11 protein-coding genes are annotated in these 11,176 nt (G+C 69.2%); 6 read left to right on the top strand and 5 right to left on the bottom strand.

Annotation, left to right across the window (positions count from 1 at the left end; all coding sequences use genetic code 11):
* A partial coding sequence (locus VFS34_00510) for a hypothetical protein (GenBank protein HET9792912.1) occupies nt 1-1,311 on the bottom strand: 1,311 nt, incomplete at its 3' end.
* Nucleotides 1,312-1,335: 24 nt separating this feature from the next.
* Here VFS34_00510 and VFS34_00515 point away from each other — a divergent pair.
* Both VFS34_00515 and VFS34_00520 read left to right on the top strand, forming a co-directional pair.
* Nucleotides 1,336-3,135: a hypothetical protein gene (locus VFS34_00515; GenBank protein HET9792913.1), complete on the top strand. Its 1,800-nt coding sequence runs from the start codon at nt 1,336-1,338 to the stop codon at nt 3,133-3,135.
* A gap of 193 nt (nt 3,136-3,328) precedes the next feature.
* Nucleotides 3,329-3,928 (top strand): DUF1579 domain-containing protein, encoded by a 600-nt coding sequence (locus tag VFS34_00520; GenBank protein ID HET9792914.1) that lies wholly within the window; start codon nt 3,329-3,331, stop codon nt 3,926-3,928.
* 144 nt (nt 3,929-4,072) lie between these two features.
* Here the strand turns inward: VFS34_00520 and VFS34_00525 are convergent, their stop codons facing one another.
* The gene (locus VFS34_00525) at nt 4,073-6,148 is read right to left on the bottom strand and encodes a S9 family peptidase (GenBank protein ID HET9792915.1); all 2,076 of its coding nucleotides are present in this window, start codon (nt 6,146-6,148) and stop codon (nt 4,073-4,075) included.
* Nucleotides 6,149-6,185: 37 nt separating this feature from the next.
* On the opposite strand from VFS34_00525, the gene VFS34_00530 reads away from it, so the two are divergent.
* Nucleotides 6,186-7,103 carry a Gfo/Idh/MocA family oxidoreductase gene (locus VFS34_00530; GenBank protein ID HET9792916.1) on the top strand — a complete coding sequence of 306 codons (918 nt, stop codon included), beginning with the start codon at nt 6,186-6,188 and terminating at the stop codon, nt 7,101-7,103.
* Here VFS34_00530 and VFS34_00535 read toward each other — a convergent pair.
* From VFS34_00535 to VFS34_00545, 3 genes are read right to left on the bottom strand one after another with little or no spacing between them, the layout of a single operon-like run.
* On the bottom strand, nt 7,075-7,605 hold the full coding sequence (locus VFS34_00535) for a dTDP-4-dehydrorhamnose 3,5-epimerase family protein (GenBank protein HET9792917.1): 531 nt from the start codon (nt 7,603-7,605) through the stop codon (nt 7,075-7,077). The two genes, VFS34_00530 and VFS34_00535, sit on opposite strands and share 29 nt — an antisense overlap.
* Entirely contained in the window at nt 7,602-8,471 is an 870-nt protein-coding gene (locus tag VFS34_00540) for a glycosyltransferase family A protein (GenBank protein ID HET9792918.1), read from the bottom strand. Before VFS34_00540 ends, VFS34_00535 begins: the two co-directional genes overlap by 4 nt.
* Nucleotides 8,468-8,602, bottom strand: a complete 135-nt coding sequence (locus tag VFS34_00545) for a hypothetical protein (GenBank protein HET9792919.1) — start codon at nt 8,600-8,602, stop codon at nt 8,468-8,470. Before VFS34_00545 ends, VFS34_00540 begins: the two co-directional genes overlap by 4 nt.
* A 318-nt stretch (nt 8,603-8,920) precedes the next feature.
* Between VFS34_00545 and VFS34_00550 the strand changes: the two genes are divergently transcribed.
* The 3 genes from VFS34_00550 (at nt 8,921) to VFS34_00560 (ending at nt 10,946) form a co-directional block, all read left to right on the top strand.
* Nucleotides 8,921-9,832, top strand: coding sequence for an NAD(P)-dependent oxidoreductase (locus VFS34_00550; GenBank protein ID HET9792920.1), 912 nt, complete (start codon nt 8,921-8,923; stop codon nt 9,830-9,832).
* Between the two features lie 285 nt (nt 9,833-10,117).
* Nucleotides 10,118-10,558: a thioredoxin domain-containing protein gene (locus tag VFS34_00555; GenBank protein HET9792921.1), complete on the top strand. Its 441-nt coding sequence runs from the start codon at nt 10,118-10,120 to the stop codon at nt 10,556-10,558.
* Nucleotides 10,559-10,586: 28 nt separating this feature from the next.
* Entirely contained in the window at nt 10,587-10,946 is a 360-nt protein-coding gene (locus tag VFS34_00560; protein ID HET9792922.1) for a hypothetical protein, read from the top strand.
* Nucleotides 10,947-11,176: the final 230 nt, after the last annotated feature.

An 11,176-nucleotide genomic window follows, 5' to 3' on the forward strand; every position in this document is an offset into this window, starting at 1 on the left:
CTCGCCGAGAAGCTCGCGCGCGGGCTTCGCCGGCTCGGGCGGCCCGAACCCGTAGGGCATCTTCTCCTCTCGGTCCGCGGCCTCGCCGACGAGCCGGGCGGCTTCGTCCGTCCGGCCCTCGTGCGCGAGCGCCGCGCCCCGCAGTTCGTCGCGCAGAATGCCGGCGATCTCGCTTCCCTCGGCGCTTTCCTTCGCGAGCTCGTCGAGCGACGCGAGAGATTGCCCGGCGTCTCCGCCCCGATGCAGGGCGGCGAACCCGGTCGCGAAGGCGTCGTCGGCGCGGGCGCTCCGCGACAGCTTCCCTTCGGGGATTCGGATGTCGGCCGCGCGGGAATCCCGAGGTGCATCGACGATGTCGGCCGCGCGCATCCACGCGAGGTGATCCCACGCGCGTTCCGACGGATCGCGGGACGTCGCCCGCTCCATGTCGGCGAGGGCCTGCCCGGCCTCGGAGCGGCGCCCCTCCTGGAGGTATCCGTACTCGAGCCAGTGCAGGGCGTGGTAGCTCGTTTCGCCGGACGCCTTCCAGGAAGCGACGTTGGCGGCGATCACGTCGTCCCACATCCCGAGGGCGAGGAAGATGTGCGAAGGCATGTGGAGGGCGTGGGTCGCGGCCGGGGCGATCTTCGCGTAGGCGCGGGCGGCGGGAAGGGCTCGCTCCGCGTGCGCGGGGTCGTCGTAGCTGTGGATCACGTAGTGCGCGGCGCCCGGATGATCCGGGTGGCGAGCGAAGACTTCCGACGCGAGCGCGCCCGCCTTCTCGTAGACGGAAACGTCGCGATCCCCTTCGCAGCTCCCGAGCAGCGCGAGCGCATAGAACAGGGTGGCCTCGTCGTCCTTCGGGTACGCCTCGTGGAGTTTCCGCATCTCCTCGGCGTACTCGCGGTCGCGCTCCTTCTTCTCGCCGTCGGCGTAGAGCACGTCGACCGCGTGGAGATACCCCTTCTCCCGCTCCGTCGGCGCCTTCGCGAGGCGTTCGGCGGGCGTCGGAGCGAGCTTCGCGAGCGCCTCCCGCGCCGCCTTCGCATTCCTCTGGTTCCAGACGGGGTGGTTCTCGGTCATCGCCTCGCCCCAGTACGCCATCGCGAACGCCGGATCGGCGGCTTCCGCGCGGCGGAATTCGGCCGCGGCGTCGCCGTATTCGAAACTGTGGAGCAGCAGGACGCCGCGGACGAAGGCCTCCCGGGCGGCCTCGGACGGGGTCGACGTGGGGAACTCGAGCGTTCCGAGCCTTCCCGCGCGGTCGGCCTGCGCGAGGAGGGGAACGGCCGTGGCGAGGGCGAGCGCGGCGGAGACCCATCGGCGAATCATGGACGACATTCTACAATCCAGCCGATGCTTCGTCGGCGCGTCGCGTTTCTCGTCGTCCTCGGGGCCCTCGGAATCGCCGCGCGGCTCTCCGCCGAGTCTTTCGTCGACGAGCTCGGCGGAGCCGTCCGATCCGGCCACATCGACCTCACCTTCGATCTCACGGCGGGAAAGGTCCCTCTGACACCTTCCTGGTCGGTCGAGACGACCGGATCGCCCCACGCGCACGTTTTCGCCGACGCGGAGGAAGGACACCTCACGCGGTTCGCGTTCGCCGTCGACGGCGGCGATCTGATCGTCGCCGGACGCGGGCTCCGGCCCGACGTCGTCGTGCAGTCGGTCGAGGTCGACGGGACGCGCGGGGTGATCGGGGCCCGGTTCCACGGGCGGGGGTTCTTCGGAAAGATCGTGATCGGACTCTTCCGCGGGATCGGGATGTCGGCCGTTCGGAAGATGAAGTTCCGGACGGACCTGCCGTCGGTGTTCCGGGGAGACATCCTGATCCACGAGCCCGCGCCCGGGGCGAAGGCCACGGTTCCCCCGGCGGGGTCGTCCCCACCGCCGCCTGCGCCGCCCGCGCCGGGCCCTTCGGTTTTCGATCTCGTCCGGAAGATCACGATCCGGAAGTCGACGCTCGTCGCCTATCCTTCCCGTCCGCTCGCCTTCGACCCCGTCTTCCGATTTCGGACGGCTCCGTCGGGCGCGCCCGTCAGCCTGGCGGTCGAGACGGCGAGCTGGCGGCCGGCGCACGGCGACGAGCCGTCGCGTCTCGATCTCGAGGGCGAGATCGACGGCCGCTTCGTGGACGGAGCGATGGCCTATTCGGGCGAACGTCTCGCATTTTCCTCCGGCGAGCTCCGGCGCGCCCGCGTCCGGATCCGCTCGGACGAGTCGGGAAAGTCCGCCGCTTCGCTCGCGGCCGACCGGCTCGATCTCGACCTCGAATCGGGCCGGTTCGTCGTTCCCGGCGGCATCCGGGTCGGCGTCGAGGCGCCTTCGCGGTTTTCGGCCACGTCGCTGACGATCACGGAAGAGGGGAAGGTCTCCGGAGTCCTCGATCTCGACCTCCGCGGAAAGACGGGCCAATGGCGGCACGCCGGGGCGGACGTGACGCTGACCGACGTCGCGCTCCGGAGCCCGCGCCTCCAGGTCGCCGACAACGCCGCGACCGGCGAGGTGTCCCTCGATTTCGCCTACCGCGTGGTCTATCCGTTCACGGTGAGCTACCCGGTCAAGGAGATCGAGCCGCACCGGGTGGATCTCGTGTTCGCGGGACCCCTGCACGCCGCTCTCTCGCTCGACCGGGCCGGAGATCCGACGCACGGGCGCGTGGAAGGGACCTACTCCCTGAAAGTGCCGTGGGCGCCCGTCGAGCGCGCGGCATTCGAGGCGATGCGGGCCCGCTGGTCGGAGGACGTCGCCGCGATCCGCAAGGTCGATTTCACGCTCGAGCCGTCGGAGTTCGGCCCCTGCGGGGAGTCGTGCTTCGTCGCGAAATTCGACGTCGTCGCGGAAAAGAAACGCGGGAAGCGGTCGATCTTCCGCGCCGAGTGCGCGCCGGAAGGAAAGGCGAACCTCGTCATCGACAAGGACACCGGCACGATGCGCCTGGCGGACATGAAGATCGAGACGCACTGCAAGGGAATCGCCTCGATCGTCAATTTCATCGCCCCGTTCTTCGCGAAGGCGTACTCGGACGTGACGCTCTTCCGGATGCCCGCGGACGCGCCCCTGACGATCGACACGGTTCGGAGCGGTGCCGCGTGGATCGAGATGGAGGGACGCGTCCGGTGGGCCGCCTCGGCCGCCGCGCCTCCGTCGGAGTGAAGGCGCAGGTGGCCCGCGGTCGGATCCGCCGCCGCCCGGCGGGGTGACGTCCACCGCCCTCGGCCCCTCGAGTCGGACCGGGGACGAGACGAGCCGCGCCGGAAGCGGCCCGGATCCCCCGCGCATCGACCGCGCAATCGACCGGCGACCCGATCCCGGCGGTACAATGCGTCCTCGAAAGAGGAGGGAACAAATGCGCCGGACGAAGATCGGGATCGCCCTCGCCTGCCTGGCCGCCGCGGTCGCCGCGGCCGACGAGAAAGCCGCTCCGGCCCCCCCGCCGGACCAGAAGGCGATGATGGAAGCGTGGGCGAAATTCGCCACGCCGGGCCCCGCCCACAAGGCGCTCCAGCCGCTCGTCGGCACGTGGAACGCGAAGATCACGAGCTGGATGGCGCCCGGATCGGCGCCGGTCACTTCCGACGGCACTTCCGAGATCGCGTGGGTGCTCGGCGGCCGCTATCTCCAGCAGAAGCACGAGGGATCGTTTCTCGGGCAGCCCTTCTCCGGCCTCGGCTATACCGCTTACGACAATTACAAGAAACAGTACCTCGGCACCTGGATGGACAACATGGGCACGTCGATCCTCTCGATGGCGGGAACGGCCGACGCTTCCGGAAAGGTCCTCGCGATGGAAGGGAAGATGGACGACTTCGTCACCGGCCGGGTTCTGGCGATCCGGTCGACCCTTCGAATCCTCGACGAGGATCACAACGTCTACGAGATGTACGCCCCGGGACCGGACGGCAAGGAATACAAGATGATGGAGATCGACTACAGCCGGAAGAAATAGCCGGCGCCTTCGCCGGCACGGCGATCCTTCGACGCTTCGAACGTCCCGATGGTGCGGCCCGATCCGCCGTCGCTCGCCCGAGCGGCGGCGGACCGGGCTCGCGTCCGCAGCCTCGCCGCCCACGACTCGACGCCGAGTCGCCGGCTATCCCTCGATCCCGAGCTCCCGGAGAATGAACGCCAGATCGAATGCGCGCTCGCGCAGCGCGTCGTAGCGGCCCGATGCGCCGCCGTGTCCCGCATCCATGTTCGTCTTGAGCAACAGGGTCCTTTCCACCGTCCTGACCGCGCGGAGCTTCGCGACGAGCTTGGCGGGCTCCCAGTAAGGGACCTGGCTGTCGTTCCAGGACGTCTTGACGAGCATGGCCGGATACGCGCCGGGCGTCACGTTGTCGTACGGCGAATAGCGGCGCATGTATCCGTAGGCCTCGGGGTCGTTCGGGTTCCCCCACTCCTCGTATTCGGTGACCGTGAGCGGCAGAGAAGGGTCGAGCATCGTGCTGAGGACGTCGACGAACGGCACCGCCGTCACGATCGCGCGGAACAGGTCGGGCCGAAGGTTCACGACCGCCCCCATCAGCAGCCCGCCGGCGCTGCGCCCTTCCGCCACGAGCCGGGACGGCGAGGTGTACCCCTCGGCGACGAGGCACTCGGCCGCGGCGATGAAATCCGTGAACGTGTTCATCTTCCGATGCATCCGACCGTCGTCGTGCCACCCCTTGCCGAGCTCGGCTCCCCCGCGGATGTGCGCGACCGCGAACACGAATCCGCGATCGAGGAGCGCGAGACGGGAAGGGTCGAAGCGGATCGGAAAGTTCAGCCCGTAGGAGCCGTATCCCCAGAGATCCGCCGGCGCCGAACCGTCCCTCGGTATCCCCTTCCGATGGACGAGCGAGATCGGAATCCGGGCGCCGTCGGCGGCGGCGGCTTCGATCCGGCGCTGCTCGTAGAGCGACGGGTCGTATCCCGGAACTTCCGTCCGCTTGCGAAGCGTCGCGACGCGCGAATCCATGTCGTAGTCGAAGATCGACGCGGGCGTGACGAGCGACTCGAAGTCGTATCGCAGGACCGCGGTCCGGTATTCGCGGTTTCCCGAAGGCCGAAGCGCATAGATCTCCTCGTCGAACGCGACCGCGTGCGTCTCGCCGCTGTCGACCCGCGTGACGACGATGCGCGGCACCGCGCGCTCCCGCTCGTACCGGACCAGGTGCGCGGCGAAACAGTCGATCCCTTCGATCATGACGTCGGAGCGTTCCGCCACGATCTCGCGCCAGTTCGCGCGCGCGGGGTCGGAAACGGGCGCGACGGCGATCCGGAAGTTCCGCGCTTTCGTCCCCGGGACGTCGCCGCCGTTCGTCCGGATGTAGAAGAGATCTTCGCGGTGGTCGACGTCGTACTCGTGGCCGGGCTCCCGCGGTGCGATCAGCCGCAACGCCCCGAACGGAACGCCGGCGTCGAGGTACCGGACCTCCGACGTCGTGTGGCTCGCCGCGACCAGGAAGACGAATCGCCCGCTCCGCGAACGGTACGCGCCGATGTCGAATCGCTCGTCCGTCTCCTCGTAGAGAAGCGCGTCGTCCTCCCCTCCGAGCGCGTGCCGGAAGAACCGCCACGGCCGCTTCGCCTCGTCCTCGAGCGCGTAGAAGAGCGTCCTGCCGTCGGCGGCCCAGACGACCGAGTCGGAAGACGTGTCCTCGATCCGGTCCGGAAGCGTGGCTCCGGTCCGGAGGTCCTTCACCTGCAGGGTGTAGCGCCGATCGCCGCTCTCGTCGATCGAATAGGCGAGCAGGGACCCGTCGTCGGACACCGCGTAATCGCCGATCGCGAGAAACGGCTTTCCCTCGGCGAGAGCGTTGACGTCGAGCGTCACCTCCTCGGGCGCATCGAGGCCGCCGCGGCGCCGGCAGTAGATCGGGTACTGCCGGCCTTCTTCGGTGCGGACGTAATAGAAGTACTCCCCCTCCCGGTACGGGACGGTGCGATCGGTCTCCCGGATGTGCCCGAGCATCTCGGCATAGAGCCTCTCCCGGAGCGCCGCCGCGGGAGCCACGACCGCCTCGGCGTACCGGTTCTCCGCCTCGAGGTACGCGACGACTTCCGGATCGCTTCGCTCCCGGAGCCAGAAATAGTCGTCGATCCGGACGTCCCCGTGGAGCTCGAGACGCTTCGGCCGCCGCGGAGCGATCGGCGCGATCGGGGGAGCGACTTCGAGGGAGCGCATGAGGGGGGCGATCTTACCGCGCCGCGTCTCCGATAGAGTGCGCGCGGAGGAGGGCACGGACTTCGAGATCGGGCTCGCCGGATGCGGCCGATGGGGGAAGCGGATCCTCGCCGACCTCGTCGGTCTCGGCGCCTGCGTTCGCGTCGCGGACCCCTCCGACGAGGCGCGCCGCGGCGCCCTCGCGGCCGGCGCCCGGGAAGCGGTCCCGGACGTGGCGTCGTTCGGACGAATCGACGCGGCGATCGTCGCGACGCCGACTCTCGAGCATTCCGCTTCGATCGACGCGCTCGCCGGCCGGAGGATTCCGATCTTCTGCGAGAAGCCGCTCACCGCGGACGCCGCGTCGGCGCACCGGCTCGCCGATGCGCTCGACGGCCGCCTCTGGGTCCTGGCGAAATGGCGGTGGCACCCCGCGATCGAAGCGATCGCGGCGATCGCGCGCACCGGGGAGCTCGGCCCGCCCCGCGCGCTCCGGACGCGGCGTCGGCAGCCGTCGATCTCGGGCTACGACGTCGATCCCGTGTGGGTGCTGGCGCCCCACGAGCTCTCGATCGCGTCGGAGGTCCTCGGCGAGCTGCCCTCGATCGCCCGTGCGCAAGCGGCGTTCGACGGCGGGAAGGTCACCGCGCTGAATGCCGAGGCCGACGGGGCCGTCGCGTTCTCCTTCGAGGTCTCCGTCCGCGCTCCGGACCGGAAGCGCGAGGTCGAGCTCCTCTGCCGCGACGGCCGCGTCCTCTGGAGCAGCGAGGACGAGCACGCGATCCGCGTCGGCGGACAACGGCGGAGCGTCGATCCGGACCCGCCGCTCCGGCGCGAGCTCCGGGCGATCCGGGAATTCCTGCGCGGCGGCCCTCCCCCGAAGACGGGCGCCCGGGAAGGAGCCGCGGCGGTCGCCGTTCTCGAGCGGGCCCGCGAGATCGCGGGGATCACGCCGTCCGGTCGACGATCTCGCTGACCTCGGAAAACGAGAGACCGCTCGCGTCGGAGGAAGAGACGTCCGCCGACGCGAAAGGCCAGGGAATCTCGAGCGCGGGATCGTCCCACCGGCAGGGAATGTCGTCGGAAGCATCGTGATACCGGGTCACGCCGATCACGAACAGCGACGGCTCGGCCACGTAGAGTCCGTGGGCGACGCCGGCCGGAGTCTTCAGAAGCGAGAGCGACGAGCCGCGGAGCTCGACGAGCGAGGTGCGCCCGTACGTGGGCGAACGGCGGCGCAGGTCGCGGAGACCGACGATCAGGAATCCGTCGAGGACGACGAGGTAGTCGTCGTGGAGCGGGTGGACGCGCACGCCGCGCATCACTCTCTCCCGCGACCGGATGAAGTTCCACTGCAGCGCCGGAACCCCCTCGATCCATTCTCCCCGGTAGATCTCGGCGAACACGCCGCGCCCGTCGCCGATCGTCTGGAGCGGCCGCCAGCAGGCGCCGTCGGGAAGCACCCCGGTTCGGATCATTTTTCGCGAGAGTAAAGCCCGCCCGGGGGAACGTCAACGGGAGCCCGGCGGCGGAACGCGAACCGCGCGAATTTCGGGCCGGACCGGGCGGCGAACCGGAGAAAGTCCCGCCCCTGCGCGATCCGCGTCCGGATCCCGCGAGGCCCCGTCCGGACGCGGCTCCGCAGATCGCGGACCCAATCCGGGTCCCGGATCCTTTCGAGGTAACGCTCCTGCGGGGGCTCGGCGACGGACGCGTATCGCGCGTCCCACTCCGCGGCGAAGAATCGCAGAAGGGTGGTCTCCCCGGAATCGATCGCCTCCCCCGCCAGACGCGCGCGGCGGTAGAACTCCCGGTCGCCGAACCGCTGCAGCGAGGCGTCCCAGTAGCCGATCCGGTCGAAGAGCGAGCGGCGATGGACGAGATTCGCCGAGCCGACGAACCAGTTCCGGAGGAAGCCGCCCAGACCCGGGACCTTCCAGTCGAAGGGGAAGAAGAAAGGATCGAGGTCGTCCGGATACCGGACCTGCGCGCAGCGAAAGGCGACCAGCCCCGCGGCGGACGCCTCCAGCGCCGCGCGGGCGAGCGCGAGGTGATCCGGGAACATGAGGTCGTCGTCGGTCATGTAGGCCACGAACGGGGCATCCCCCTCGCGGAGGACGGCGTTCCGGTTTCCGTATCCGAACCCGCCTCCTTTCGGAAACCTCGTGAACGAGATCCGGGGATCGGGAAACGCGCGAACGACCCTCTCCGTCTCCTCGTCGCAGCCGTCGCCGACGACGCGGAGCCGGAAATTCCGCTCCGTCTGTCCGAGAACGGACGAGATCGCCCGGCGGATCGTGTGCGAACGGCCGCGCGTCGGGAGGAGGACGTCGAAGACGGTCATGCCCGCTTCCCGGGCGCCGGCACGGCACCGGCCAGATCGGTTCCGAGCCGCAAGTCGGCGATCGCGTCGAGCATGAAGCGGGACCGGGGAGCCCGTCCGGCGAGCGCACGGAACTTCGAAGAAATCGCCATGGGAGCTCGAATCCGATATTACCGAAGGAAATTCTCCGTGAAGGAAGTAAACACAACGAGCGCAATCAGATCGTCCTGTGGGAATCGCTGGCATCGGTGTTGCGTGCCGGGCTTCTCGTCTCGTTTACATCGCTTTTTCCAGCGAAATGATGGGGTCGCAACGAGTTATGTCGAAGCACAGGAATCAGTGCAATTCGATTCGCGGCCGCGATTTTCCGTGATGTTCTTACGATATTCACAGAGATTTCCGCAGAGATTTCCGAAGTATCAGCGGAAATTTCGGAGACAGAGGGTTTCCGGAGCGGAGAAGCAGCAAGAATCGGGCCTTCGGACGCGAAGGAGGAGGCGAGGATGACGACCGTCGGATTCATCGGGCTCGGCAACATGGGTTTGCCGATGGCGAAAAACCTTCGGGGCGCGGGGTTCGAAGTTCTGGCGTTCAATCGCACGCGCTCCCGGGCGGACTCATTCGCGGCCGAAGGAGGGCGCGCCGTGGAGCGACCCCGCGACGCCGCGGCAGCCGGCCTCGTCGTTTCGATGGTCGCCGACGACCGCGCGCTCGAGGAAATCGTTCAGGGCGCGGACGGAATCCTGGAGGGATTGCCGCCCGGCGGTCTCCACGTCTCGATGAGCACCGTGTCGCCTTCCCTTTCCCGGAGGCTCGCGGGCCTTCACCGCGAGCGAGGAAGGAATTTCGTCGCAGCGCCCGTTTTCGGCCGGCCGGATGCCGCGGCCGCCCGCAACCTCTGGATCTGCGCCGCCGGTACCGGGCGGGAACGGGCGCAGGAGGTGCTCGGCGCTCTCGGACAGGGAATCTTCGATCTCGGCGAGGACGCCGGCGCGGCCAACGTCGTGAAGCTCTCGGGCAACTTTCTCATCGCCTCCGCGATGGAGTCGATGGCCGAAGCTTTCGCGCTGTGCCAGAAGAACGGCATCCCGCGTGAGACCGCCGCCGAGCTGTTCTCTTCGACGCTCTTTTCGTGTCCGATCTACAGGAACTACGGCAACGCGATCGCCGCGGAACGCTACTCGCCGCCGGGGTTTCGGCTCTCGCTCGGCGCGAAGGACCTGACTCTCGTTCTCGAGGCGGCGCGGGAGAGCGCCGTTCCGATGCCCTCGGCGAGCCTCGTCCACGACCGGCTGGTGGCGAGCGTGGGCCGCGGGCGCTCCGATCTCGACTGGGCGGGCCTCGCCCTGGCCGTTTCGGAGGACGGGGGTCTGCGGGAATGAGGCCGTGCCGGTACACATCTTGCTGCCCCATGACCGGGGGTGTGCATGAGGGGAAGGAAGAAGACCGCGCCCGGACGAAACGCGCAAACGACGTCCGGACAGCAGGAAAGCCGCGACACGGGAAGCGCGGGTGACGCCGGCGGCGGCGGTTCCGAGAATCCGGTTCCGGCCGACGACGCCAGGGGGCGGCAGGCGTACGACCGAGGCGGAAAGTCGAGCCGCGATTTCAAGCGAGCCGGGCAGACCCACGCCGACGTCCAGGATCGGACGGGGTAGAGTCCACGCATGATCGTCGCGTGTTCCGCGTGCGGCCGGAAGAATCGCGTTCCCGCGAGACATCTGGCCGACGCCGGCCGATGCGGCGCCTGCCATGCCGGGCTTCCGGCGAGTTCCGCCCCGATCGAGGTGAACCCGGAGCAGTTCGACGAGATCGTGCGGGCCGCGAAAGTTCCGGTTCTCGTGGACTTCTGGGCCGCCTGGTGCTCTCCCTGCCGGATGGCGGCGCCGGAAGTGGAAAAGACGGCGACCCGGAGCGCCGGACGCGCGCTCGTGCTCAAGGTGAATACGGAGCTCCATCCGGCGCTCGCGGTCCGGTTCGGAGTGCAGGGCATTCCGAACTTCGTCGTCCTCCGCGACGGCGAGGTCGTGACGCAACAGGCCGGACTGGTCCCCAGCGAACGGATGCTGCAGTGGCTCGACGCCGCGGGAGCCGCCGCGGGGGGATAAGATCGCGCCAGCTCCGTCGGAGGGCGCCATGAAAATTTCCCGGCTCGTTCTCCTCGCGGCCGCCGTCATCGTGGCGCTCTGGGTCGTCCGGCATCGAGAAGAGATCCTGAATCGCGTCCTGCCGTCGTCGGCGCGGTCGAACGCTCCCGCGGCGGCCCGACCCGACGATGCGCTCACCGAAGCGGCGCACGAAGCGGACCGCGCCCAGGGCGGCGGAGTGACGGAGAACATGACCCCCAGCCAGGTTCGGGCGCTCCTCGGCACTCCCGACGAGGTCCAGCCCGGCACGGGAGAAGGCGGCCGTCCCCGCGAACGATGGGTCTACCGGCAGGCGGGGAAGGCCGTCGTCTTCGAGAACGGCGTCGCGATCTCGGTCGAAGCCCCCTGAACCGTCGCCGGAACGCTCGCCGAGCTCGCATCGCTGCGGCTCCCGCCGCGCGGACATCTCCGGCGCCCCCGGATCGAATACCGGAACGACGACCGTCGCCGTTCCCCACCGAGGCCGAACGCGGTCCCCCGTGGCCGGAATCTTGCTGCCTCGGGGTCCGTGCGCGACGCCGACGTCCGGATCGGAACCTCCGGCTGGCATTACCGGCACTGGATCGGGAATTTCTACCC

This window comes from Thermoanaerobaculia bacterium (genome assembly GCA_035717485.1).
GTDB lineage: Bacteria > Acidobacteriota > Thermoanaerobaculia > UBA5066 > DATFVB01 > DATFVB01.